The organism is Streptomyces sp. NPDC028711, assembly GCF_055565415.1.
In genome coordinates, this window is the sequence record NZ_JBVHUJ010000007.1 from 209,827 (window position 1) to 235,097 (window position 25,271).

21 protein-coding genes are annotated in these 25,271 nt (G+C 71.4%); 12 read left to right on the forward strand and 9 right to left on the reverse strand.

Translation table 11 applies throughout. The annotated features are described in order from the left end of the window. The first annotated feature begins 70 nt into the window (after positions 1–70). Positions 71–514 carry an SsgA family sporulation/cell division regulator gene (locus tag ACZ4VK_RS22905; protein WP_073811732.1) on the forward strand — a complete coding sequence of 148 codons (444 nt, stop codon included), beginning with the start codon at positions 71–73 and terminating at the stop codon, positions 512–514. Between the two features lie 39 nt (positions 515–553). Here ACZ4VK_RS22905 and ACZ4VK_RS22910 read toward each other — a convergent pair whose 3' ends face one another. Then, positions 554–1,930 carry a YibE/F family protein gene (locus ACZ4VK_RS22910; protein ID WP_468354829.1) on the reverse strand — a complete coding sequence of 459 codons (1,377 nt, stop codon included), beginning with the start codon at positions 1,928–1,930 and terminating at the stop codon, positions 554–556. A 199-nt stretch (positions 1,931–2,129) separates the two neighbouring features. On the opposite strand from ACZ4VK_RS22910, the gene thiC reads away from it, so the two are divergent. Next, positions 2,130–3,917 carry a phosphomethylpyrimidine synthase ThiC gene (gene thiC / locus ACZ4VK_RS22915; RefSeq protein WP_468354832.1) on the forward strand — a complete coding sequence of 596 codons (1,788 nt, stop codon included), beginning with the start codon at positions 2,130–2,132 and terminating at the stop codon, positions 3,915–3,917. Positions 3,918–3,975: 58 nt separating this feature from the next. Here the strand turns inward: thiC and ACZ4VK_RS22920 are convergent, their stop codons facing one another. The 3 genes from ACZ4VK_RS22920 to ACZ4VK_RS22930 all read right to left on the reverse strand — a co-directional run bounded on the left by ACZ4VK_RS22920 (position 3,976) and on the right by ACZ4VK_RS22930 (position 7,463). Beyond that, a complete protein-coding gene (locus ACZ4VK_RS22920) occupies positions 3,976–4,632 on the reverse strand; it encodes a hypothetical protein (protein ID WP_468354835.1) in 657 nt (218 codons plus the stop codon). A 160-nt stretch (positions 4,633–4,792) separates the two neighbouring features. After that, positions 4,793–6,085 carry a metallophosphoesterase gene (locus tag ACZ4VK_RS22925; RefSeq protein ID WP_468354838.1) on the reverse strand — a complete coding sequence of 431 codons (1,293 nt, stop codon included), beginning with the start codon at positions 6,083–6,085 and terminating at the stop codon, positions 4,793–4,795. Positions 6,086–6,356: 271 nt separating this feature from the next. Beyond that, positions 6,357–7,463 (reverse strand): LacI family DNA-binding transcriptional regulator, encoded by a 1,107-nt coding sequence (locus ACZ4VK_RS22930; RefSeq protein WP_468354841.1) that lies wholly within the window; start codon positions 7,461–7,463, stop codon positions 6,357–6,359. Positions 7,464–7,855: 392 nt separating this feature from the next. Between ACZ4VK_RS22930 and hisC the strand changes: the two genes are divergently transcribed. The 5 genes from hisC to ACZ4VK_RS22955 all read left to right on the forward strand — a co-directional run bounded on the left by hisC (position 7,856) and on the right by ACZ4VK_RS22955 (position 17,174). Then, on the forward strand, positions 7,856–8,953 hold the full coding sequence (gene hisC, locus ACZ4VK_RS22935; protein ID WP_468354844.1) for a histidinol-phosphate transaminase: 1,098 nt from the start codon (positions 7,856–7,858) through the stop codon (positions 8,951–8,953). 284 nt (positions 8,954–9,237) lie between these two features. After that, positions 9,238–10,746, forward strand: coding sequence for a cytochrome ubiquinol oxidase subunit I (locus ACZ4VK_RS22940; RefSeq protein WP_468354847.1), 1,509 nt, complete (start codon positions 9,238–9,240; stop codon positions 10,744–10,746). Positions 10,747–10,764: 18 nt separating this feature from the next. Then, positions 10,765–11,766 carry a cytochrome d ubiquinol oxidase subunit II gene (cydB, locus tag ACZ4VK_RS22945; RefSeq protein WP_468354850.1) on the forward strand — a complete coding sequence of 334 codons (1,002 nt, stop codon included), beginning with the start codon at positions 10,765–10,767 and terminating at the stop codon, positions 11,764–11,766. 84 nt (positions 11,767–11,850) lie between these two features. Continuing rightward, positions 11,851–15,453, forward strand: a complete 3,603-nt coding sequence (gene cydD / locus ACZ4VK_RS22950) for a thiol reductant ABC exporter subunit CydD (protein WP_468354853.1) — start codon at positions 11,851–11,853, stop codon at positions 15,451–15,453. A 20-nt stretch (positions 15,454–15,473) separates the two neighbouring features. After that, positions 15,474–17,174, forward strand: coding sequence for a sensor histidine kinase (locus tag ACZ4VK_RS22955; protein ID WP_468354856.1), 1,701 nt, complete (start codon positions 15,474–15,476; stop codon positions 17,172–17,174). Between the two features lie 113 nt (positions 17,175–17,287). Here the strand turns inward: ACZ4VK_RS22955 and ACZ4VK_RS22960 are convergent, their stop codons facing one another. From ACZ4VK_RS22960 to ACZ4VK_RS22970, 3 genes are all read right to left on the reverse strand, one after another. Further along, positions 17,288–18,160, reverse strand: coding sequence for a Cof-type HAD-IIB family hydrolase (locus ACZ4VK_RS22960; RefSeq protein ID WP_468354859.1), 873 nt, complete (start codon positions 18,158–18,160; stop codon positions 17,288–17,290). Between the two features lie 496 nt (positions 18,161–18,656). Next, positions 18,657–18,800, reverse strand: coding sequence for a hypothetical protein (locus ACZ4VK_RS22965; RefSeq protein WP_468354862.1), 144 nt, complete (start codon positions 18,798–18,800; stop codon positions 18,657–18,659). Between the two features lie 132 nt (positions 18,801–18,932). Then, positions 18,933–19,208: a hypothetical protein gene (locus tag ACZ4VK_RS22970; RefSeq protein WP_468354865.1), complete on the reverse strand. Its 276-nt coding sequence runs from the start codon at positions 19,206–19,208 to the stop codon at positions 18,933–18,935. 200 nt (positions 19,209–19,408) lie between these two features. Between ACZ4VK_RS22970 and ACZ4VK_RS22975 the strand changes: the two genes are divergently transcribed. The 3 genes from ACZ4VK_RS22975 to ACZ4VK_RS22985 all read left to right on the forward strand — a co-directional run bounded on the left by ACZ4VK_RS22975 (position 19,409) and on the right by ACZ4VK_RS22985 (position 21,534). Next, positions 19,409–20,404, forward strand: a complete 996-nt coding sequence (locus tag ACZ4VK_RS22975) for a helix-turn-helix transcriptional regulator (RefSeq protein WP_468354868.1) — start codon at positions 19,409–19,411, stop codon at positions 20,402–20,404. A 279-nt stretch (positions 20,405–20,683) separates the two neighbouring features. Continuing rightward, entirely contained in the window at positions 20,684–21,325 is a 642-nt protein-coding gene (locus ACZ4VK_RS22980) for a helix-turn-helix transcriptional regulator (protein ID WP_468354871.1), read from the forward strand. Then, on the forward strand, positions 21,322–21,534 hold the full coding sequence (locus ACZ4VK_RS22985; RefSeq protein ID WP_389680126.1) for an MbtH family protein: 213 nt from the start codon (positions 21,322–21,324) through the stop codon (positions 21,532–21,534). Before ACZ4VK_RS22980 ends, ACZ4VK_RS22985 begins: the two co-directional genes overlap by 4 nt. Here ACZ4VK_RS22985 and ACZ4VK_RS22990 read toward each other — a convergent pair. Both ACZ4VK_RS22990 and ACZ4VK_RS22995 read right to left on the reverse strand, forming a co-directional pair. Then, entirely contained in the window at positions 21,494–22,270 is a 777-nt protein-coding gene (locus tag ACZ4VK_RS22990; RefSeq protein ID WP_468354875.1) for a 4'-phosphopantetheinyl transferase family protein, read from the reverse strand. The two genes, ACZ4VK_RS22985 and ACZ4VK_RS22990, sit on opposite strands and share 41 nt — an antisense overlap. Then, on the reverse strand, positions 22,260–22,532 hold the full coding sequence (locus ACZ4VK_RS22995) for a phosphopantetheine-binding protein (protein ID WP_468354878.1): 273 nt from the start codon (positions 22,530–22,532) through the stop codon (positions 22,260–22,262). The genes ACZ4VK_RS22990 and ACZ4VK_RS22995 overlap by 11 nt, the downstream gene beginning before the upstream one ends. Before the next feature lie 266 nt (positions 22,533–22,798). On the opposite strand from ACZ4VK_RS22995, the gene ACZ4VK_RS23000 reads away from it, so the two are divergent. After that, entirely contained in the window at positions 22,799–23,671 is an 873-nt protein-coding gene (locus ACZ4VK_RS23000; protein ID WP_468354881.1) for a TauD/TfdA family dioxygenase, read from the forward strand. Positions 23,672–23,824: 153 nt separating this feature from the next. Beyond that, positions 23,825–25,192: a serine hydroxymethyltransferase gene (locus ACZ4VK_RS23005; protein ID WP_468354884.1), complete on the forward strand. Its 1,368-nt coding sequence runs from the start codon at positions 23,825–23,827 to the stop codon at positions 25,190–25,192. Positions 25,193–25,271: the final 79 nt, after the last annotated feature.

Genomic DNA, 25,271 nt, shown 5'->3' on the forward strand with positions numbered 1-25,271 from the left:
CCTGGCCGTTTCGGTCACAGGTTTCAGCAGCTGTGTTTACACAACTGCTTCATCTACTGCGGGGTACACGATGCGAGAGTCCGTCCAGGCCGAAGTCCTGATGAGCTTCCTCGTCTCCGAGGAGCTCTCCTTCAGGATCCCGGTCGAACTGCGATATGAGACCCGGGATCCCTACGCGGTGCGGATGACCTTCCACCTCCCCGGGGACGCTCCTGTGACCTGGGCCTTCGGCAGGGAGCTGCTGCTCGACGGGATCAACCGGCCGAGCGGGGACGGCGATGTGCACATCGCCCCGACGGAACCCGAGGGACTCTCGGACGTCTCCATCCGGCTCCAGGTCGGCGGCGACCGCGCCCTGTTCCGCGCGAGCGCGCCGCCGCTGGTCGCCTTCCTCGACCGTACGGACAAGCTGGTCCCGCTCGGTCAGGAACGGACACTCGGCGACTTCGAGGACAACCTGGAAGCCGCTCTGGGCCGGATCCTGGCCGAGGAGAGCGCGGGGCCGGCCGCCTGACCGGCCCCCGCCCGTACGCCTCGCCCGCCCCCGCACGCCTCACTTGGCGCGGCGGCGCCGCCCGCCCCGTCCCGCCGTCGGCTTCCGGCTGCCCGCGCCCGGACGCCCGTCGCCCTCCGTCCGGTCGGCCGAGACCACCAGTGCCGCGAGCGCCGTGGTGACCGGTACGGAGGCGACCAGACCGATCGATCCGACCAGGGTCCGCACGATCTCCTCGGCGACCAGCTCGCTGTTGGCCACCGTCCCCATGCTGCTCTGCGCGATCGAGAAGAGCAGCAGCAGCGGGAGGGCGGCGCCCGCGTAGGCCAGCACCAGCGTGTTCACGACCGAGGCGATGTGGTCACGGCCGATCCGGATGGCGGCCCGGTACAGCGCGCGCGGCCCCATGCCCGGATCGGCCTGGTGCAGCTCCCAGACCGCCGAGGTCTGGGTGACCGTCACGTCGTCGAGCACGCCGAGCGAACCGATGATGATCCCGGCGAGGAGCAGGCCGGACATGTCGATGCTCGGGTACAGGCCGTGGATCAGACCGGTGTTGTCGTCGGTGTTGCCGCTCAGCGAGGCCCAGCCGATGAAGAGCGAGCCGAGCAGGCCGATCAGCAGCAGTGAGATCAGCGTCCCGAGCACCGCCACCGAGGTGCGGGCCGAGAGGCCGTGGCACATGTAGAGCGCGATCAGCATGATCGCGCTCGATCCGACGACCGCCACCACCAGCGGATTCGACCCTTCCAGGATCGCGGGCAGGATGAAGAACGTGAGCACGAGGAAGCTCGCGACGAGGGCGATGAGCGCCATCACGCCCCGCATCCGGCCGACGAGCACGACGACGAGGGCGAAGATGCCGGCGAGGACCGCCAGCGGCACCTTGCGGTTCACATCGGTCACCGAGTACTGCAGGTCGCGCGGGGCGTCGGGGGCGTAGGCCACCACCACGCCCTGACCCTCGTGAAGTTGGCGCGGCGCGTCCGGCTGCACGATCTCGGTGAACGTACGCCCCTTCTCCGGGCCGCTGGTCACCTCGACGGTCGCCTTCGCGCACTGACCCTGCTGGGATTCGACAGCCTCGCGCCCCTCCGGGGTGGAGGTGTCCCCGGTCGGCGGGACCTGCGCGGCGTTCACGTCCTTGCAGTCGACGTGCTCGACGGCCACGACCTGGCCCTGCTCGGTCTGCCGGTCGAAGCCGACGCCGGTGCGCTCGTGGGCCGGGGCACCGCCGGGCCACAGCACCGCGAGACCGACCAGGACGGCCGTGGCGAAGGGGATCAGGACCGCGGCGATGACCTTGCGCAGATGCCGGGACACCGGGGCGGCGGGGCCGTGGCTGTGGCTGTGGCCGTGCCCCTGGCCCGGCCCGTGGGAGGGGCCGGGACCGTGGTCGTGGCCGTGCGGCTCGGGGGTCTGCTGGGGGGAAGTCACCGACCGATCATCGCAAGAACGACGGGGGCCCACTGTTCAGCACGCCAGGGATGGCGCTAGCGTGGTGGCACCTTTGCACACGCGGGAGCTCGGAGCACCGGGCTGAGAGGGCGCTGATCACCGTACGCACGTACGGGAAGAGGCTGCGCCGACCGCCGAACCTGTTACCGGGTAATGCCGGCGTAGGGAGATCGGTCTCATGACCATTCAGGATGCACGCACGCCTGCCTCCGACCAGGACGGCACCTCCACCGACGGCGAGCGCACGCCGGGCTGGCACAAGGGGTACGTCCAGGGCTCGCGCCCCGACCTCCGGGTGCCGGTCCGTCAGGTGCACCTCACCAACGGCAGGGACGTCACGCTGTACGACACGTCCGGCCCGTACACCGACCCCACCGTCGACACCGACGTACGGCGGGGACTTCCGCCGCTGCGCGAGAACTGGATCATCGCGCGCGGCGACACCGAGGAGTACGCGGGCCGCCCGGCCCGCCCCGAGGACGACGGCATCAAGCACACCTCGCCGCGCGGCGGCGGGCTCAAGAACCTCGACGCCGTCTTCCCCGGCCGCCCGCGTCTGCCGCGCAAGGGCCGCGAGGGCCAGCCGGTGACGCAGCTCGCGTACGCCCGCCGGGGCGAGATCACGCCGGAGATGGAGTACGTCGCGATCCGCGAGAACGTCTCCCCCGAGGTCGTACGGGAGGAGATCGCGGCGGGTCGCGCGGTGCTCCCGGCGAACGTCAACCACCCGGAGATCGAGCCGATGATCATCGGCAAGCGGTTCCTGGTGAAGGTCAACGCCAACATCGGCAACTCCGCCGTCACCTCCTCCATCGAGGAGGAGGTGGAGAAGATGACCTGGGCGACCAAGTGGGGCGCCGACACGGTCATGGACCTGTCCACCGGCCGGAACATCCACACCACCCGCGAGTGGGTGCTGCGCAACTCCCCCGTGCCGATCGGCACCGTGCCGCTCTACCAGGCCCTGGAGAAGGTCGACGGCAGGGCCGAGGACCTGACCTGGGAGATCTACAAGGACACGGTCATCGAGCAGGCCGAGCAGGGCGTGGACTACATGACGGTGCACGCCGGCGTACTCCTGCCGTACGTCCCGCTCACCGCGCGCCGCAAGACCGGCATCGTCTCGCGCGGCGGCTCGATCATGGCCGCCTGGTGTCTCGCGCACCACAAGGAGAACTTCCTCTACACGAACTTCGAGGAGCTCTGCGACATCCTGGCGGCGTACGACGTCACGTACTCGCTCGGCGACGGGCTGCGCCCCGGCTCGATCGCGGACGCCAACGACGAGGCCCAGTTCGCGGAGCTGCGCACGCTCGGCGAGCTCAACACGATCGCCAAGCGCCACAACGTGCAGACGATGATCGAGGGCCCCGGGCACGTCCCGATGCACAAGATCAAGGAGAACATCGACCTCCAGCAGGAGATCTGCGAGGAGGCGCCGTTCTACACGCTCGGCCCGCTGACCACGGACGTCGCGCCCGCGTACGACCACATCACCTCCGGCATCGGCGCGGCGATGATCGCCTGGTGGGGCACGGCGATGCTCTGCTACGTCACGCCCAAGGAGCACCTCGGCCTGCCGAACCGCGACGACGTGAAGACCGGAGTCATCACGTACAAGATCGCGGCCCACGCGGCGGACCTCGCCAAGGGGCACCCGGGCGCGCAGGAGTGGGACGACGCGCTGTCGGACGCGCGGTTCGAGTTCCGCTGGGAGGACCAGTTCAATCTGGCGCTCGACCCGGACACCGCGCGCGAGTTCCACGACGAGACGCTGCCGGCGGAGCCCGCGAAGACCGCGCACTTCTGCTCGATGTGCGGCCCGAAGTTCTGCTCGATGAAGATCTCGCAGGACATCCGTCGTGAGCACGGCGGTACGCAGCAGGAGATCGAGGCCGGCATGGCGGAGAAGTCCGCGGAGTTCGCCGCGAGCGGCAACCGCGTCTACCTGCCGCTGGCGGACTGACCCTCCCCGGCGTGTGTGCCGGCCCGCGACCCCGGGGGAGTCGCGGGCCGGCGGCATGTCAGGGCAGGGGCGGGGGCGGCGGGCCCGCGGGTGGGGCGGTGGCGGCGAGGACGTCGCGGAGGAAGGGGAGGATGCCGCGCTCGAGGAGGGCACGGCGCCAGGCCTCCCGGGCGAGGGACAGTTCGTCGTCCGGTGCGGTTCCCGTGCTCACCTCGGCCGGCTGATTGCGCAGGGCCGTCACGAGGAGTCCGACGGCCGCGCAGAGCAGCCCGGCCGCGGCCAGGACGCCGAAGACCAGGCCGGCGGTCAGCAGCGTCGCGCCGAACACCAGGGTGGGGGCGAGGGCTCGGAGCACCGCGCCGACCAGCAGGAATATGACGGCCGCTGCCCCCGCCAGGACGGGCACCAGGACGGTGAAGACGGCGACGACGCCGGCGCCGGGCCCGGGGCGGTCGGAGGGGACCGGCGCCCGGCTCCCGAGGGCCGCGCGGTTCTCCTCACGGACCTTCACGAAGTGCTCGTACTCGCTCGCCGCCGCGCTCGTCACCAGCGCCGTCGCGTTCAGCGTCATGGCACGCAGCTGCGCCAGCGTGAGCCGGGTCCCGGCTCCGGAGAGTTCCGGACGTGCGTGGGCGGTGCTCAGTGCGTCGTCGAGGACCCGCTCGTACTCGGCGCGGTCCTCGGTCAGCAGGTGCGGAGCCACGTTCATGTGCATCCCCCGATGCTCCGTGGGCCCGGTTCAGCCGTGGGGAACGGTGGCTCGGGCAGAAACGGAGGAGAGCCTGCTACGGATGGACCCGATGGTATTGCGGGGGTGCCACGCGCTGACAGGGTGTTTCCGGAATTCGCCTTCCCCGGATGCGCAGGGTTATGCCTCAGCGGTCCAGGGGGAGTTGGACGACCAGTAGCTTTCCGGCCATGGTCACTCCGCCGTCCATGGCGATCGCCAGACCGTCCGCGTACACGTGCGGTCCGTCGACGACCGGGCCCGCGCTGTCCTCGCCGTCCTCCGTGCCGACCTGGCCGAGGAGGTACGGGATCGGACTGTGGCCGTGGACGATCCGGTGGCCGCCGTAGGTGGAGAGCAGCTCCTGGACGGCCTGCGGACCGCCTTCGTCGCGGAAGGCGAAGCGCTTGGTGAACTTGCGGAAGACGTCCCAGACCTCGTCGGCGTCGTTCCGGTTGAGGATCTCGTGGACCGTGTCGTTGACGTCCTCGATGGTCTCGCCGTATTCGAGGTACGCGGTGGTGTCGGAGTGCAGGAGGAGGTGGTCGTCCTCGCGCACCACGGCGTCGAGCCGGGACATCCACTGGAGGTGAACGTCCTGGAGCCGGTCCATGTCGTGCTTCTGGCCGCCGTTGAGCAGCCAGGCGGCCTGGAAGGTGGCGGTGCCCGCGCCGGAGTTGACCGGGGTGTCGCCGAAGCGCTTGGCGCCGATGAGCAGCAGCTCGTGGTTGCCCATCAGGGCCTTGCAGTAGCCGCCGGCGGCGGCGGCCTCGGCGGAGAGCCGCATGACGAGGTCGATGACGCCGATGCCGTCGGGGCCGCGGTCGGTGAAGTCGCCGAGGAACCAGAGGCGGGCGTTGCCGGCGGACCAGCCGCCGTTCTCGTCGATGAGGCCCTGGGCGCGCAGCGCGGCGACGAGCTCGTCGAGGTAGCCGTGGACGTCCCCGACGACGTAGAGCGGGCCGGGTCCCTCGCCGCTCGCGGCGGCGGGCTCGGCGGTGGTGGCGGGCTCGGAGGGGACCGTGACCTGGACGGTGTCACCGCGCTTGATGACGGGGAGGTCGCGCTCGGTCGGGGTGTACCCGTCGGGCATCGCGCCCTCGGGGAAGGCGTTGCCGGGGTGGCCGGTGGCGACGGAGACGATGGAGGAACCGGCCGCCGCGGCGGGGTACGCGGGGGCGGTACGGCGTCCCAGGTGGAGGGTCGGCTCGGCGGGCATGGGCGCGGTGGGCATCGGCGTGGCGGGCACGGCGGGCGCGGGCGCTGCCTGCGGGGGTGCGGGCGCGACGGGGTTCTCGGCCGGTGGGGGCACCGGCAGAGGCTCCGCGGTCGTCGGTTCGGTGGCATGGCCCTGTACGGGCACCCGGGCGTACGGCGGTACGCGGAAGTCACGCAATGTCGCCGTGCGCACCACGGGCTCCTGCCCGGCCCCCTGAGTCATGGACCCCTCCACCACCGTCGCGATGCCCTGCACATCGCGGACCGGCCTGGTCGGGGAGGTCCGCGGTGTCGTGCGCCCATCATAGGAATGAGGTTCCTCCTGTGTGACGCACCAGGGGTGGTGAATCCGGGTCCACTCCGGGTTCACCGGTTGTTTCGCCCGAATTGAGAAGGTCGAATCCAGGGTTGAGGCCGGTTCGGTGGCCGGTTTCGCCGTCCGCGCCCACGGGCAGGGGCGAGGACGGCGGACGCGGTGAGGCGATGGGGCGGGGTCAGTCCTTCGTGGGTGAGCGCGGCGGGCTGACCGTCGTACGGGGGGAACGGCGCTGCGACGAGGTGCGGACGATGAGTTCGGTCGGTATCACCTGCTCGACCGGTCCGTCGGTGTCGTTCCCCTCGATGGCGTCGATGAGGAGCTGGACGACGGCCGTGCCGATGCGGCGTGGCTTGAGCGAGAGCGTCGTGATGGGCGGTTCGGTGGTGGCGTAGACGGTCGACTCGCTGCAGCAGACGAGCAGCAGGTCGTCGGGGACGCGCAGTCCGTAGCGGCGGGCGGCCGCGAGGAGATCGGTCCCGTTCGGGTCGAAGAGGCCGTAGACGGCGTCGGGCCGGTCGGGTCGGGCGAGCAGCCGGTCGGCCGCGACGGCGCCCGCGCACGGATCGTGCGCCGGATAGGCCTCGTAGACGGGGTCCTGGCCCACGCGCTCGCACCAGTTGAGGTACGCGGTGGTGGACAGGCGGGTGTAGGTGTCGGTGGTGGTTCCGGTGAGGAGTCCGATGCGGCGGGCGCCGGCGTCGGCGAGGTGGTCGAGAAGGTCGAGGACGGCGGCTTCGTGGTCGTTGTCGACCCAGGCGGTGACCGGAAGGGTGCCGGCGGGGCGTCCGTCGGAGACGACGGGCAGGCCCTGGCGGACCAGTTCGGTGACGACCGGGTCGTGGTCGGAGGGGTCGATGACGACGGTGCCGTCGAGGGCGACGTTCGACCAGACGTCATGGCGGGAGGTGGCGGGGAGGATGACCAGGGCGTAGCCCCGGGCGAGCGCCGCCGATGTGGCTGCTCTGGCCATCTCCGCGAAGTACGCGAATTCGGTGAAGGTGAAAGGTTCATCCCCGTACGTGGTCACGGTCAGGCCGATGAGTCCCGACTTCCCGGTGCGGAGCGTGCGGGCCGCCGCGGACGGGCGGTAGCCCAGCCGGTCGGCGACCTCCCGCACGTGCCGGCGGGTGGCGTCGGGGAGTCTGCCCTTGCCGTTGAGCGCGTCGGAGACAGTCGTGATGGAGACCCCGGCGGCGGCGGCCACGTCCCGGATGCCCGCCCGGCCCTGCCGGCTTCCCCGGGTCTGTGCCCGGCTCACCTGGTGCTTCCCTGCTGCTGTCATGGCGAGCCGATAGTAGGGCGATGAGAGGCGGTGGAGACGGTCGCATATGCAGGCGTTGACAGGCACGTTTCTGCATGGTCAATGAGCGTCAAGAACCAATAAATCGCAGGTAGTTGGAGTCTTCTGCATGGGACCTGGGGTTGTTGAATGCCGTCGGCCTGGTGTGGGGGCGAGGTCTCGAAGAGGTCTCAACTCACCTCTACGGGGGATGCGCGCCACGGCGCTCGCCACCGGCGCGCGCCACCCTGGCGCGCGCTCCCCCCTCGGTGGGCCGCTTCGGGTGGCTCTGTCCACAGCGTGTCCCTCCTGTTGTCCACAGCCCATTCGCACGGGAGGCGAATCCTCTTAAGGTGAGGAGTATTGGCGGTACGGACGGTCGAGGAGGCCACACAGTGAGCGAGACCAGCGGGACGAGTACGGGCAGCCCGAAGCTGCGCGCCGAGCTGGACGGCGTCCCCACCTACAAGCCGGGCAGGCCGGCGGCCGCGGGCGGGCCCGTGGCCTTCAAGCTGTCCTCCAACGAGAATCCGTACCCGCCGCTGCCGGGGGTCATGGAGAGCACGCTGGCCGCCGCGTCGAACTTCAACCGCTACCCCGACATGGCCTGCACCGGGCTGATGGAGGAGCTGGCCGACCGCTTCGGGGTGCCCGTCTCGCACCTGGCCACGGGGACCGGCTCGGTCGGTGTCGCCCAGTCGCTGCTCCAGTCGACCTCGGGCCCCGGCGACGAGGTCATCTACGCCTGGCGGTCCTTCGAGGCGTACCCGATCATCACGCAGATCAGCGGGGCCACCTCGGTGCAGGTGCCGCTGACCGAGGGTGAGGTGCACGACCTCGACGCGATGGCCGAGGCGATCACCGACCGGACCCGGCTGATCTTCGTCTGCAACCCCAACAACCCCACGGGCACCGCGGTGCGCAGGGCCGAGCTGGAGCGCTTCCTCGACCGGGTGCCCTCCGACGTCCTCGTGGTGATCGACGAGGCGTACCGCGAGTTCGTCCGCGACACGGAGATCCCGGACGGCATCGAGCTGTACCGGGACCGGCCGAACGTCGCCGTGCTGCGGACCTTCTCCAAGGCGTACGGTCTGGCGGGGCTGCGGGTCGGCTTCGCGGTCGCCCATGAGCCGGTGGCGGCGGCGCTGCGCAAGACGGCGGTGCCGTTCGGGGTGAGCCAGCTGGCGCAGGACGCGGCGGTGGCCTCGCTGCGGGCCGAGGACGAGCTGCTCGGCCGGGTCGGCTCGCTGGTGGCCGAGCGCGAGCGGGTCCACGCGGGGCTCGTGGCCCAGGGCTGGACCGTGCCGGACACCCAGGCGAACTTCGTCTGGCTGCGGCTCGGCGAGCGGACGATGGACTTCGCGGCGGAGTGCGAGCGGCACGGGGTGATGGTCCGGCCGTTCGCGGGCGAGGGCGTCCGGGTGACGATCGGCGAGACCGAGGCGAACGACCTGTTCCTGAAGGCGGCGGAGGGCTTCCGCGAGGAGAGCTGACCGGGCCGCCGGAAGGGCTTCCGCGAGGAGGGCCGGCCGGCTGCCCTGCCTGTGTGACCAGGCCCCCATGAGCGCTCCGCTCGTGGGGGCCTTTGTCCTTGTATGCCCTGGTACGCGGCCTTGTCCGGATCGGGGGACCCCCGGTTGACGATACGGATTTCGTATGAGCCATAATAGCTTGTGAATGTGAACGCGTTCACAAGCTCTTCCGTTTCCTTTCGTTATGGGTGGGATCGGGTGGGTGGACTGCCGATGTGAGCGCGGCGATGTAAGGAGACAACGACGTGGACCTCGCTCTGGCGCCAGAGACGTTGGCGCGCTGGCAGTTCGGCATCACCACCGTCTACCACTTCCTCTTCGTCCCCCTGACGATCTCCCTCGCCGCGCTCACCGCCGGGCTGCAGACCGCCTGGGTGCGGACGGAGAACGAGAAGTACCTCAGGGCGACGAAGTTCTGGGGCAAGCTCTTCCTGATCAACATCGCCATGGGTGTCGTCACCGGCATCGTGCAGGAGTTCCAGTTCGGCATGAACTGGTCCGACTACTCCCGGTTCGTCGGTGACATCTTCGGCGCGCCGCTGGCCTTCGAGGCGCTCATCGCCTTCTTCTTCGAGTCGACCTTCGTCGGTCTGTGGATCTTCGGCTGGGACAAGCTCCCGAAGAAGATCCACCTCGGCTGCATCTGGATGGTGTCGATCGGCACCATCCTCTCCGCGTACTTCATCCTCGCGGCCAACTCCTGGATGCAGCACCCGGTGGGCTACCGCATCAACGAGGAGCGCGGCCGGGCGGAGCTCACCGACTTCTGGCAGGTGCTCACCCAGAACACCGCGCTCACCCAGTTCTTCCACACCATGGCGGCCGCCTTCCTGGTCGGCGGCGCGTTCATGGTCGGCATCTCCGCCTTCCACCTGGCGCGCAAGAAGCACATCCCGGTGATGCGGACCTCGCTGCGGCTGGGCCTGATCACCCTGATCATCGCCGGACTCGGCACCGCCGTCAGCGGTGACATGCTCGGCAAGGTCATGTTCAAGCAGCAGCCGATGAAGATGGCCGCCGCCGAGGCGCTCTGGGACGGCGAGGCGCCCGCGCCCTTCTCGATCTTCGCCTACGGCGACGTCGACAAGGGCCACAACAAGGTCGCCGTCGAGATCCCCGGTCTGCTGTCCTTCCTCGCGAACGACGACTTCACCTCGTACGTCCCGGGCATCAACGACATCAACAAGGCCGAGCAGGAGAAGTTCGGTCCCGGCGACTACCGGCCCAACATCCCCGTCGCCTACTGGGGATTCCGCTGGATGATCGGCTTCGGCATGGCCTCGCTGACGATCGGCATGATCGGCCTCTGGCTGACCCGGAGGAAGTTCATGCTGGCGCCGGGGATGCGGACCGGTGAGGACGAGGTGCCGAACCTGGTCCTGTTCAAGCGGAAGGCACTCAGCCCCCGCCTCGGCAAGTGGTACTGGATCATCGCCCTCTGGACCATGGCGTTCCCGCTCATCGCCAACGCCTGGGGCTGGATCTTCACCGAGATGGGCCGTCAGCCCTGGGTCGTCTACGGCGTGCTGCGCACCCGGGACGCGGTCTCCCCCGGCACCACGACGGCCGAGGTGCTCACCTCGATGATCGTCTTCACGGCGCTCTACGCCGTCCTCGCCGTGATCGAGGTCAAGCTCCTCGTGAAGTACATCAAGGCGGGACCGCCCGAGCTCACCGAGGACGACCTCAATCCGCCCACCAAGATCGGCGGGGACTCTCGTGACCCCGACCGCCCCATGGCCTTCTCGTACTGAGGCTGAGGAGATCGAGGCATGGAACTCCACGACGTCTGGTTCGTACTCATCGCCGTCCTCTGGATCGGCTACTTCTTCCTGGAGGGTTTCGACTTCGGGATCGGGGTCCTGACCAAGCTGCTCGCCCGTGACCGGGTCGAGAAGCGGGTCCTCATCAACACCATCGGACCCGTCTGGGACGGCAACGAGGTGTGGCTGCTCACCGCGGCCGGCGCGACCTTCGCCGCGTTCCCCGAGTGGTACGCGACGCTCTTCTCCGGCTTCTACCTGCCGCTGCTGATCATCCTGGTCTGTCTGATCATCCGGGGTGTCGCCTTCGAGTACCGGGCGAAGCGGCCCGAGGAGAACTGGCAGCACAACTGGGAACAGGCCATCTTCTGGACCTCGCTGATCCCCGCGTTCCTCTGGGGTGTGGCCTTCGGCAACATCGTGCGGGGCGTGAAGATCGACGCGGACATGGAGTACGTGGGCGGCTTCTGGGAGCTGCTCAACCCGTACGCGCTCCTCGGCGGCCTGGTCACGCTGACCCTCTTCACCTTCCACGGGGCGGTCTTCGCCTCGCTCAAGACGATCGGTGACATCCGCACCCGGGCCCGGGCGCTCGCGCTCAAGCTGGGCGTGGTCACGGCGGTTCTCGCGGTGGCCTTCCTGGCCTGGACGCAGCTCGACACGGGGAACGGGTGGAGCCTCGCGGCGATGCTGGTCGCCGTGGTGGCCCTGGTCGCCGCGATCGGCGCCATCAGGGTGGGCCGCGAGGGCTGGTCGTTCGCGTTCTCGGGCGTCACCATCGCCGCCGCCGTGGGGATGCTCTTCCTCGGGCTCTTCCCGGACGTCATGCCGTCTTCGCTCAACCCGGAGTGGAGCCTTACCGTGACGAACGCGTCGTCGAGCCCGTACACGCTCAAGATCATGACCTGGTGCGCGGCGCTCGCGACCCCGCTGGTGCTGCTCTACCAGAGCTGGACCTACTGGGTCTTCCGCAAGCGGCTCGGTACGCAGCACATCGCCGACGCCCACTAGGCCTGTCCTGTCCGGCCCTGGGCCGTGTCCGGCGCCGACCCGCCGGACACACCTGGCCGGCCCCTCACAGGGAGCATGTTTCACGTGAAACCGATCGATCCGCGTCTGCTCCGGTACGCCAGGGCCACCCGTGTCTTCCTGCTCGCGGTCGTGTTCCTCGGCCTCGTCGGGGCGGCGCTGGTCATCGCCCAGGCGATGCTCATCGCCGAGATCGTCGTGGGGTCCTTCCAGCAGGGCCGGTCGGTCTCCGAGCTGACCAGCGCCCTGCTGCTGCTCGCGGGCGTCGCGGTGGCGCGCGCGCTGGTCTCCTGGCTGACCGAGCTCGCCGCCCATCGGGCGAGCGCGGCGGTCAAGTCCGAACTCCGTGGCCGGCTGCTCGACCACGCGGCCGCGCTCGGACCGGGCTGGCTGAGCGGCCAGAAGGCCGGTTCGCTGATCGCCCTCGCGACGCGGGGAGTGGACGCCCTCGACGACTACTTCGCCCGCTATCTGCCCCAGCTCGGTCTCGCGGTGGTCGTACCGGTGGCGGTCCTGGCCCGGATCGTCACCGAGGACTGGGTCTCGGCGGCGATCATCGTCGTCACCCTGCCGCTCATCCCGGTCTTCATGATCCTCATCGGCTGGTACACCCAGGCCCGGATGGACCGTCAGTGGAAGCTGCTCTCCCGGCTCTCCGGCCACTTCCTCGACGTGGTGGCCGGGCTTCCCACCCTCAAGATCTTCGGCCGGGCGAAGGCCCAGGCCGAGTCGATCCGCGCGATCACCTCGGAGTACCGCCGGGCGACGATGCGCACACTGCGGATCGCCTTCCTCTCCTCCTTCGCCCTGGAGCTCCTCGCGACGCTGTCGGTCGCGCTCGTCGCGGTCACCATCGGCATGCGGCTCGTCCACGGCGACCTCGACCTGTACATCGGGCTCGTCATCCTGATCCTCGCGCCCGAGGCATATCTGCCGCTGCGGCAGGTGGGAGCGCAGTTCCACGCGGCGGCGGAGGGGCTCGCGGCGGCGGAGGAGATCTTCGACGTCCTGGAGCAGCCGGTACGGGAGCGGGACGCGGGTGCGGCCGTTCCGGACTCGGTCCGGCTTGAGCTGGAAGGCGTGACGGTACGGCACGCCGGGCGCGCCGAACCCTCGCTCGACGCGGCGACGCTGACGGTCGAGCCGGGGGAGACGGTGGCCCTGGTCGGGCCGAGCGGCGCGGGGAAGTCGACGCTGCTCGATGTCGTGCTCGGGTTCGCCGTCCCGGAGGAGGGCGGTTCGGTACGGGTCGGGGGCGTCGACCTGGGGTCGCTGGATCTGGAGGAGTGGCGGAGCCGGATCGCCTGGGTGCCGCAGCGGCCGTACCTCTTCGCGGGGACGGTCGCCGAGAACGTCCGCCTCGCCCGCCCGGACGCCTCCGACGAGGCGGTACGGGAGGCTCTGCGGGACGCCGGGGCGGACGGGTTCGTCGCGGGGCTCCCGCAGGGGCTCGACACGGTGCTCGGCGAGGACGGTGCCGGGCTCTCGGCCGGGCAGCGGCAGCGCCTCGCGCTGGCGCGGGCGTTCCTGGCCGACCGGCCGCTGCTGCTGCTCGACGAGCCGACGGCGGCGCTGGACGGGGCGACGGAGGCGGGGGTGGTGGACGCGGTGCGTCGCCTTGCGGCGGGGCGGACGGTGCTGCTCGTTGTGCATCGGCCGGCGTTGCTGGCGGTCGCGGACCGGGTGGTGGCGGTCGGCGGCGCCGCGCCGGTTGCGGGTTCTACGGGGGCGGGCTCGTCCCCGACGGGTGCCACGGCGGTGGGGGCGCCGCGGGGCGAGGGCGCTGTCGTGGCGGACGAGGCCGGGGTGGGCCGGGATGCGGAGGGTGCCGAGCTCGGTGCGGGCCGGGGTGCGGAGGGCGACGGGTCCGGCGTGGGTGCGGGGACGTCCGTCCTGGGACGGGTGCGGGGCATGGCCGGGGAGCTCAAGGGGCGGATGGCGCTCGCGCTGCTGCTCGGGAGCCTCGCCCTCGGTTCCGCCGTCGGGCTCATGGCCGTGTCCGGCTGGCTGATCTCCCGTGCTTCCGAACAGCCGCCTGTGCTCCATCTGATGGTGGCCGTCACCGCCACGCGTGCCTTCGGCATCGGGCGGGCCGTGTTCCGGTACGCCGAGCGGCTCGTCTCGCACGACGCCGTCCTGCGGATGCTCGCCGAACTCCGGGTCTCCGTCTACGGACGGCTTGAGCGGATCGCCCCGGCCGGGCTCCGCCGCACCCGCCGCGGCGACCTGCTCGCCCGGCTCGTGCAGGACGTCGACGCCCTCCAGGACTACTGGCTCCGCTGGCTGCTCCCCGCCGGCGCCGCGCTCGTCGTGGGCGTCGCGTCCGCCGGGTTCACCGCCTGGCTGCTGCCCGAGGCCGGTGCCGTCCTCGCCGTGGGCCTCCTGGTCGCGGGTGTCCTCGTCCCCCTGGCCTCCGGGGCGCTCGCCCGCCGGGCCGAACAGCGGCTCGCCCCCGCGCGCGGCACCCTGGCGACCGCCGTGGCCGACCTGCTCCGCGGCTGCGCCGAGCTGACGGTGGCCGGTGCCCTGCGGAGCCGTATCGAACGCGCCCGGACCGCTGACCGCGCCCTCACCGGCATCGCCTCCCGGCAGGCCGCGGCCACCGCGCTCGGGGCCGGGCTCTCCGCCCTGGTGTGCGGGCTCACGGTCGTGGCCGCAGCGGTCGTCGGCGTCCAGGCCGTACGCGACGGGCGGCTCGACGGGGTGGCCCTGGCCGTGGTCGTGCTGACCCCGCTCGCCGCCTTCGAGGCCGTCACAGGACTGCCCCTCGCCGTGCAGTACCGGCAGCGCGTGAAGCACAGTGCCGAGCGGGTCTTCGAGGTGCTCGACGCCCCCGTCCCCGTACACGAGCCGGCCGCGCCCGGGACTCCCCCGGCCGGCCCATTCCCGCTGGAACTGGACGGGCTCTCGGCCCGGCACGCCGGTCAGGAACGGGCGGCGCTCGCCGACTTCCGGCTCACCCTGGAGGCCGGGCACCGGGTCGCCGTCGTCGGCGCCTCCGGCTCCGGCAAGACCACGCTGGCCCAGGTGCTGCTGCGGTTCCTGGACGTGGAACAGGGCACGTACCGGCTCGGCGGGGTGCCCGCCCCGGAGCTCGAAGGGGACGCGGTCCGGCGGCTCGTCGGCCTCTGCGCCCAGGACGCCCACCTCTTCGACAGCTCCGTCCGCGAGAACCTGCGGCTCGCCCGCACCGGGGCGAGCGACGAGGAACTGCGCGAGGCGCTGCGCGGGGCCCGGCTGCTCGACTGGGTGGACAGCCTCCCCGACGGGCTCGACACCCTGGTGGGCGAGCACGGCTCCCGGCTCTCCGGCGGGCAGCGGCAGCGCCTCGCGCTCGCCCGCGCCCTCCTCGCCGACTTCCCCGTCCTCGTCCTCGACGAGCCGGCCGAACACCTGGACCTGGCCACCGCCGACGCGCTCACCGACGACCTGCTCCGCGCCACCGAGGGCCGTACGACCCTCCTCATCACCCACCGTCTGCACGGTCTCGACGCCGTCGACGAGGTGCTCGTCCTGGACGAGGGCCGGACCGTGCAGCGCGGCCCGTACGCGGAACTGGCCGAGGCGGACGGGCCGCTGCGCCGGATGCTGGAGCGGGAACGGGAGACCGATCTGCTCGCCACCGCCGCGGCGGCCGGGACCGGGCGGCCGACTTTTCTCGCCAAATAGGACTTACTAGGCTCAAGCCCATGACCGACGCCTCGGACCCCCTGGAAGCCGCCGCCCAGGCCGCCCGCAGCCTCCAGGGGCTGTCCACCGAGCTCACCGCCCGCGTGCCGCAGCTTCTGGAGGCCATGCGCTCGGTCGGCACCGGGCTCGAACTCCACTCCACCCTCGACCGCATCTGCGAGACCGCCGCCGAACTCGCCGACGCCCGCTACGCCGCCATCGGCGTCGTCGACGAGGAGGGCGAAGGACTGTCGGACTTCGTCACCTTCGGCGTCGACGAGGACCTGGCCCGCCGGATCGGGCACCGCCCCGACGGCCACGCCGGACTGCTCGGCGCGCTGATCCGGGAGCCCGGGACGATCCGGCTCGCCGATCTGTCCACCGATCCCCGCTCGGCGGGGTTCCCCGCCGGACATCCTCCGATGGCGAGCTTCCTCGGCGTCCCCATCCGGGTCCAGGGCGAAGTCTTCGGCAATCTGTACCTCGCGGAGAAGCGCGGCGGCGGCGAGTTCAACGACTACGACGCGCACATGGTCCGGGTCCTCGCCACCGAGGCCGGCATCGCCATCGGCAACGCCCGGCTGTACGAGGCCGCCCGGCAGCGCGAGCGGTGGATCGACGGCTCCGTCGCCGTCACCACCGCCCTGCTCTCCGGCGGTGACGCGGACGACGCCCTCACGGTCGTCGCCGAGCAGGCCCGCCGGCTCGCCGAAGCGGACGCGGGGATCGTGCTGCTGCCCGCCGAGGACGGCGGCCTGGAGATCGTCGCCGTCTCCTCGCCGAGGCACACCACGTCCCTTGGCGAGGTGATCCCGCCGGAGAACGCCGTGGTGCGGCGGCTCCTGGACGGCGAGGCGGTCTTCGTGGCGGACGCGTCGAGGGACCCGCGCATGAGCAGCCGGCTGACCTCCCCGTACGGGCCGAGCATGATGCTGCCGCTGCAGAGCGGCGGCCGGGTGCTCGGCGCGCTCGCCACGCCCCGGGTGCGGGGGGCCCGCCCGTTCACGGAGGCGGAGCGGACGCTCGCCACCCAGTTCGCCTCGCAGGCGGCGCTCGCCCTGATGATGGCCGAGGCGCAGCGGGACCGGGAGCGCCTCGCCGTGTACGAGGACCGTGACCGGATCGCCCGTGACCTGCACGATCTGGTGATCCAGCGGCTCTTCGCCACCGGCATGATGCTGGAGAGCGCCCAGCGCAGGTCGATCGTGCCGGCCGTGCGCGACGGCGTCGGCAAGGCGGTCGACGAGCTCGACGTGACCATCCAGGAGATCCGTACGGCGATCTTCGCGCTCCAGCAGGGACCCGCCGAGGCGCCCTCGGGGCTGCGCACCCGTGTCCTGCGGGAGATCAACATGGCCGCCGTGCCGCTCGGCTTCAAGCCCGCGCACCGCTTCGTCGGCGCGATCGACTCGACGGTCGGCGACCTCACCGGCAAGAACCTCATCGCCGCGCTGCGCGAGGCGCTCTCCAACGCGTTCCGGCACGCGGAGGCGAGCCGGATCGAGGTCGTGGTCGACGCCGGTGTCACCCTGCCCGACGGCTCGGCGGGGGTACGGCTCTCGGTAGCGGACGACGGCGTCGGCATCCCGGCGGGCGGGCGCCGCAGCGGCCTGCGCAACCTGGCGCGACGGGCGGAGTCACTGGGCGGCGCGAGCTGGTGCGGACCGGGCGTCGGGGAGGGCGGGGGCGGGACCACGGTGGTCTGGGAGGCCCCGCTCTAGGGAGGCCCCGCTCTTGGGAGGCCCCGCTCTTGGGAGGCCCCGCTCTTGGGAGGCCCCGCTCTTGGGAGGCCCCGCTCTTGGCGCTGTGCGGAGGCGTCGCTCCTGGGCTGCCTCTAGCGGGGGTGCTCCCCTGCGTCTCGTACCTCGGTGAGCAGTTGTTCGATGACGGCGGCCACGCCGTCCTCGTTGTTGCCCGCCGTACGGCCGGAGGCGGCGGCGGTCACGTCGGGGTGGGCGTTGCCCATCGCGTACGAGCGGCCCGCCCAGCTCAGCATCTCGATGTCGTTGGGCATGTCGCCGAAGGCGACCACCTCGTCGGCCGTGATCCCGCGCTCGGCGCAGCACAGGGCGAGCGTCGAGGCCTTGGAGACGCCGAGCGCACTGATCTCGATGAGGGCGGTCGGGCTCGACCGGGTGAACGAGGCGCGCTCCCCCGCGGCCGCCCTCGCCGTCGCCAGGAACACGTCCGGGTCGAGCTCCGGGTGCTGGGCCAGCAGCTTGAGTACGGGGGCCGCGGCGCCGGGCGTCTCCTCGAAGAGCAGCTTCTCGGCGGTGGCGACCGTCGCGCCCGGGTCCAGGTAGAACGGCGGGTACTGCGGCTCGTAGTGGATGCCGGTGGTGAGCTCGACCGCGAAGGAGGTCCCGGGGGCGGCGGCGCGCAGCGCCCGGACGACGTCGAGGGCGATGGCCCGCTCCAGCGGATGGACCTCCAGGAAGGTGCCTCCCGCGTGGAGGTCGACGACGGCGGCGCCGTTGGCACAGATCGCGAGGCCGTGGCCGTGGACGTGGTCGCTGACGACGTCCATCCAGCGGGCCGGGCGGCCGGTGACGAAGAAGACCTCGATCCCGGCCTGCTCGGCCGCGGCGAGGGCGGCCACCGTGCGCTCGGAGACGGACTTGTCGTCGCGCAGCAGCGTGCCGTCGAGGTCGGTGGCGATCAGCCGGGGCACCGGGGCGGAAGTGCGCGGGGCACGGGGAGAGGTCACCGCACCATTCTTCCGCACCGAGCGCACGTGCGTGCGGGGAGCCGCACATATGAGTGCTTCGGTGCGGGCCGACGTGGCCGTAAACGTCCGTTCGTTTTCGGGGCGAGGGGGGAAGGTCCCTGAGAGCTGATGAGTCTCAGGGGGGCGGGGCATGGGCTCGGGCCGGCGTTGTGATGAGTGCGATTCCTGCGGCGCGCCGTACGCGGCGTGGGTCACGAGCCTCGGCATGGCCCTCTGCCCGGGGTGCGAGGGGACGGGAGCGGTGCGTCCCACCCGGGACCCGGTGCTGGTGGGCGACGTCCTCGCCGGGCTTGTCGACGCGGTGGCACTGGCGGTTCGGGGCGACGTTCTCGCCGGTCCGGTCGACGCGGCGACGCTCGCGGTCCGCCCCGGCCTGCTCGTACCGGACGCGCACCGGGCAGATCTCGTACCGGAGCCGCGCCGTCCAGGGCGCCTCGTGCCGGAGGTCGTGGCTCCCGGTCACGGGCTCCAGGGGTCAGCCCCAGATCATGTCGTCCGGTGCGGGGCCGCTGACGACGGCGGTGTCCGTGATGGCGCCGGAGGCGGCGAACGCCGGGGTCATGAGAGTGAGGGCCGTGAGGAGAACCGCAGCCCAGCGGGCGGAACGAAAGCGCAGCACCGGATGAATCCCTTCCGAAGTACGTGAGTTGTTCCTTCTGTGCGACAAAGCTTCGCCAAGCGGAAACACCTTCGGAAGAGAGATCCGGTGGACGGAACGGGCCCTGGACCGAAGAGGTCAGCGGGCCGCCTCTCAGTGTTCGGACCACAGCCCGTCGAGGCCGTACGGGGCAAGCAGCGGCGCCTCGGAACGACCGACCCGCCACCCCGGCAGCGGACCCGTCTCGGCCACCGCGCGTCCGCACAGTCTCGCCGCCGTCTCCTCCGCTTCGAAGAGACGGTCAGCGAGCAGGTAGACGCCCACGGTCACCCCGTGTTCCGGGTGGGGGTGGATGACCACATGTTCCACGCCGTCGCCGGGGTGCGCCAGGGCGCGCAGGAGATCCCCGAGGTTCTGAGGGATGCACAAGCCCGCCTTCCTGTTAAGGAGTTCGGTGTGAACGAGATACACGTGTCGCAGTTTCCCAAAAGGGCGAACACGGGAGAAGAGCACCAGAAGTCCCATTCCGGCAATGGCCGGTACCGTCCACGTCACCTTCTGTAGAAAACGAGCCACGCGTGTGATGATGTGGCTGCCTTTACTGCGAGAGCTCCGGGGGGAGACGCACCGTGCTCAAGTCGCTTGGTCTCGATTCCATTGCCGAGGCCGTATACCGGGGCCTTCTCGCACGACCGCGCGACGGTGTGGCGGAACTCGCCGAGCGACTGGGACTCGCACCCGAGCAGGTCCGCGGTGCTCTGGACACCCTCAGCGAACTGGCCCTCCTTCGCCCCTCCTACGACCGGGAGGGCGAGCTGTGGCCCGTATCGCCCGAGGTCGGCCTGCAGATGCTGATGGCACGGCAGCAGGCCGAACTCGCGGCGCACCAGAAACAGCTGGAGGACTCGCGGGCGGCCGCGGCCCGGCTGATCGCGGAGTACGCGGAGGCGCAGCCGGCCGACACCCGCTCGAACAGTGAGCGGCTGACCGGGATCGACCAGATCCGCGACCGGCTCGCGGCCCTCACCCGGGACACGCGGGAGGAGGTCATGACCTTCGCCCCGGACGGTCCCCAGCTGCCGGAGCACATCGAGGCCGCGAAGCCGCTCAACCGCGAGCTGCTCGAACGCGGTGTCCGGATGCGGACGGTCTACCTCAACAGCGCGAGCAACAGCCCGCACACCCTCCAGTACGTGAGCTGGCTGTCCAAGCTGGGCGGCGAGGTGCGGACCGTGCCGACGCTGCCGACCCGGATGATCGTCGTCGACCGCAAGGCCGCCGTCATCCCCGTGAACAGCGACAACAGCGCGGAGGGTGCCGTGGTGCTCACCGGGCACGGCACGCTGACCGCGCTCTGCGCGCTCTTCGACAGCGTGTGGAGCGGCGCGCGGCCGCTGAACGAGGAGAGCAGGGCCGACGACCAGGGGCTCACCGACCAGCAGTCCATGGTCGTCGTCCTGCTGGCCGAGGGCCACACCGACGAGACCATCGCCAAGCGCCTCGGGGTGTCGCCGCGTACCGCCCGGCGGCTGGCCTCCGAGCTGATGACCCGGCTCGGGGCGCGGAGCCGGTTCGAGGCGGGCGTGCGAGCCGTACAGAACGGCTGGCTCTCGGACAACCGCTGAGCCGTCTCGTACGCGCCTCCGCGTCCGGCCGCCCCACCTCTGGAAGACCGGCCGCCTCTGGAAGACCGGCCACCCCTTCGTAGGGCGGTCGTTTCGGCGTGCCTCCGCACCCCGTGACCCGCCCCCCGCCTTGGTGGAGCCGTACCGCGCCGTCCGATGTCCCCTTCTGTCCAGGGCCCCAACGGGCCAGCGGAGTCGTCTTCCCGCCGTGCCTCCGGTCCGGGAGATTGGCGCCGTACAGCCGGAGCGGACCGGGACCAGCGAAGACGGGGAGTCGACATGACGCGTGCCGGGATCTTCGTCCGGAACCAGCTCGCGCTCCTCGGCATCCGCCATCTGCTCGACGCGGAGGACGACATCCACGTCGCCTTCGCGACGGGCACCCCCTTCGCGGTGGCCGCCGGCACCGTCGACTGCCTGGTCCTCGACCGGGGCCTGCTCGACGAGCTGCCGGAGCCTCCGCACGGGACGGCCGGAGTGCCCGCGGCCCGGACGGTCCTGCTGACAGCCGAGAGGACGGTCGGCGGGATCGCTGTCGGACCGGCCGCGGATGCGCTTCCTGAACGGGTCGGCGAGACCCATCCGTTCGACGACGCGCCGCTGCTCCTCGTGGACGCCATCCGGCGCGTGGCCGGGCCGGGGCGGGCTCCTGCCAATGCCGGCCCCGCCGCGCGGCAGGGTGTCGCCACGCTCTCCCCGCGGGAGCGCGAGGTGCTCAGGCATCTCGTCGAGGGCTGCACCCACGACCAGGCGGCCCGGCGGATCGGCATCAGTCAGCACACGGTCGACACGTACGTGAAGCGCATCCGCTCCAAGCTCGGCGCGCACAACAAGGCACAGCTGGTCCGTGCCGCCCTGACCGCCCCGCGCGGCCCGTCCGCGCCCCTCGAATCCAGACAACGACAGCAGGTGGAGACATGACGTCCGAAGGCATCGGCACCCAGCTCGTGGTCCGCAATCACGAACTGCAGTACTCGCTCTGGCCCGCCGACCGCGAGCCGCCGGCCGGCTGGGAGCCGGACGGTTTCCGCGGCGACCGGCAGCAGTGCCTCGACCACATCGAGCAGGTGTGGACGGACATGAGGCCGCTCAGCGCCCGGTCCCCGGAGTCCGCGGCGGCCCCGCGCTGAAGGCGGCGGCCGAGGGACGGCTCCGGGAGTACGCGGTGAAGGCCGGTGCCCCGCCGCCGATCACCGCGACAGCGGCCGCGCAGCCCCCGCCCGCCTCCAGGTCGGCCAGGACGAAGTCCTCGGCCGGCCTGGCCGCAGGGCCGCCGACGAACAGCACCCGCGGCTCCTCGTCCGGCGCCGACACCCCGATCTCGGAAAGCGGCACCCGCAGCCCCAGACCCGTCGCCTTGAGCACCGCCTCCTTCCGGGTCCACATCCGGTGGAAGCCGCTCGCGGTGGCGTGGGCGGGGGTGCGGGGCTCCAGCGGCCCGATGACATGGGGGAGCAGTTCGGCGGGGGAGACCGAGGTGCTGATCTCCTCCACGTCGATCCCGACGGCACCGGCCCGGGTGACGGCGACGCCCACCCGGTCGCCCGAGTGGGACACCGACACCTGGAGCCCGCTGCCCGGCAGTTCGGGTTTGCCGTGGTTCCTCGAGCAGTCGGGGCAGCGGGCGACGACCTCGATGTGACGGGGCGACAGGCCGAGGTAGCCGGCCGCGGCGGTGCGGAGCAGGGCCCGTCCCGCGATGAACCGCCGGCGGTCCTCCGTCCTGCGCAGCTGGGGGATCCGCTCCCGTTCGACCCCGTCGAGCAGGGCGAGGCAGTCGTCGGTGACCGTGGCCGGATCGGTCCACCAGATGTGGCAGTCGGCGGGACCGAGCACCGGTACGGCCGGGGGCGCGTCAAGCAGCACGTGCGCTCCCCGTGACCGAGGGCAGGGCTTGCGTGACGCGCTCCACCATGGATCCGAACGAGGCGTCGACGGCCAGGTCGCTGCTTCTCACCTCGACGCCGAAGACGTCGGCGGCCCGTGCGGTGACCTGGACCGCGAGCAGGGAGCGGCCGCCGACGGCGAAGAAGTCCGTGCCGTCCTCGACGTGGTCCACGGCGAGGGCGCCGCACCAGATCTCCGCCAGCCTGCCACGTACGGCGTCGAGCCCGAGGTCATCCTGCACCGCATTGCCTTCCACTGCCGGACGGGGGAGTGACCGCATGTACCGGTCGGCCTCCCATGTTCGCGGCCGTGCGGTGCGAACACACGCCCCCGAAAGCCGTGACACCTATTTAGGGGACATTGCTTCTGTCCACCCCTTGGACGGAATTGCGCGCCCCCGCCATTGACCGGATCCGTCCAGGGCCCCGGTATTGTCCGCCGACTTGACGCCCGTCTACCGTCGCCGTCGTGATCGAAAGTCAGGGCCTCTCCTCACAAGGAATTCTCATGGCGAATACCTCCTTCAAAACCGCTCCCCTTTCCGATCACCACGGTCTGGTGATCGAGAGCGCGGATCTCCCCCTCGCCGAACTTCCGCACGACGAGATCGCCGAGCTCTTCAAGGAGCACGGCACGCTGATGTTCCGTGGTTTCGGGGCCACCGCCGACGATTTCCGCGCACTCGTGCAGAAGTTCTCCTCGAAGCTCTTCTTCCACCAGAACCCCAACCGCGAGACGATTTCCGACGACGGCGCCGTGCTCCTTGTCGACGCGCACCGGAATCCCATTCCGGCGCACTCCGAGATGAGCTACTGCCCGCTCCACCCGGGCCTCCAGTGGTTCTACTGCGTGCGGCCGGCCGACGAGGACGGTGAGACGACCGTCTACGACGGAGTCGAGGCGTACAAGCGGCTCGCCCCGGAGACCCGCGAGCTGTTCGACCGGCTCCGGCTGACCTGGCGCCTTCCCTTCCCGACCGCCCCCGAGCACCAGGAGCGGGTGTTCGGCACGGCCGACCGCGCCGAGCTCGAGGCACTGTTCGCCACGTTCGACGACTTCGCGTACGACTTCGACGAGGCCGGGAACCTCAACTGGAAGTGGACCGTTTCCGCGGTCCCGCAGGCGCCCTACGTGGACGCGCCCACGCTCTGCAACAGCTACCTGGGCTCCGGGGCGCTCGTGTCCTTCGAGGACGGGTCGACCATCCCGCAGCACGTCCGCTGGGACGCGCTCGACGCCACCGAGCAGGTGCGGGTCGACCTCCAGTGGGAGGCCGGGGACATCGTCATGATCGACAACAAGCGCGTGATGCACGGCCGGCGCGGCTTCGAGGACCCGGACCGCAAGGTCGCGGCGATGCTCTCGACGCCGAACTTCTGAGGACCGGCCGCACCCCCCTGCGCCGCACCCCCTGCGCCGCCCCCCCCTGCGCCGCGCCCCCCGGCCCCGCGCCTGAAGCGCCCCCGAAAAACCCGTCACCCCCCGCACTCCCCCACCCGTCGACCGCCGCTCTCACAGTTTGGACGCGACTCCATGACCCACGCCGTCGGTCTGCCCACGCTCTCCGCCCCGACCGCTCCGCTGTCGTCCTTCTACGAAAACGCCCTGCACTCCATGGAGCTCGGGGACCCGGCCCTGTACGGGCTGCTCGACGACGAGCTCCGCCGGCAGAGCGAGACCCTCGCCCTGGTCGCCTCGTGCAGCCCGGTGACGCCCGCGGCGCTGCTCGCCGAGGGCAGCTTCTTCGCGAACGTCACGGCCGAGGGCTACCCGGGCCGCAGGTTCCACGCCGGCTGTGTGAACGTCGACAAGGTCGAGGAGCTCGCGGTCGAGCGCGCCAAGCAGGCCTTCGGCGCCCGTTACGCCAACGTCCAGCCCCACTCGGCGAGCACCGCCAACCAGGTCGTCATGAACTCCCTGCTGAAGCCGGGCGACCCGATCCTGGGGCTCGACCTGGACGCGGGCGGCCACCTCAGCCACGGCGCCTCGGTCAACATCTCGGGCCGGATCTTCGACGCGCACAGCTACGGCCTCGGGGCCGACGGACTGATCGACTACGCGGAGGTCCGGGCCCAGGCCCTGCGGCACCGCCCGCGGCTGATCGTCGCGGGCACCACGGCCTATCCGCGCACGCTCGACTGGGCCGCGTTCCGCGCCATCGCCGACGAGGTGGGGGCGTATCTGCTCGCCGACATCACCCACATCGCCGGTCTGGTGGTGGCCGGCCTGCACCCGTCGCCGCTGGCCCACGCCCATGTGGTGACCACCTGCACGCACAAGCAGCTCTACGGTCCGCGCGGCGGTCTGATCCTGCTCGGCGACTCGGCCGACCTGGTCCTCCCCACCGGGCGCACGCTCCGGCAGACGCTGCAGAGCGGCCTCTTCCCGCTGATCCAGGGCGCGCCCGTGGTGAACAGCATCGCCGCCAAGGCGTACGCGCTCGGGGCGGCGACCACCCCGGAGTTCACGGCCAGGATCCACCGGGTGCGTGACCTCGCGGCGGGGCTCGCCGAGCAGCTCGCGGGCCGCGGGGTGCGGCTCATCTCGGGCGGCACCGACAACCACATCGTGGTGGCCGACGTCCTTGCGTCGTACGGCGTCACCGGTGTCAACGCCGAGAAGGCCCTCGAACAGTGCGGTGTCCTCGTCAACAAGAACCGGATCGTCGGCGACGCGCACTCCGCGATGGTGACGTCGGGCGTGCGTTTCGGCAGCAACAGCATGGCGGCCCGCGGTTTCGACGCGGGTGACGTCGCGGAGGTCGCGGGCCTCGTCCACGAGGTGCTGACCGCCACGGAGAACACGTCGAACACCACGTACGCGCTCGATCCCGCGCTGCGGGCACGCGTCCAGGAGCGGATCCGCGCGATCTGCCACCGCCGGCCGGTCGCCGGCTACTGACCGCGGTTCCCCGGCGGGCCGGCATCCCCACGCCGCCGGCCCGCCCCGCCGTATTCCCTCAGGCACCCCCGTCCGGGCC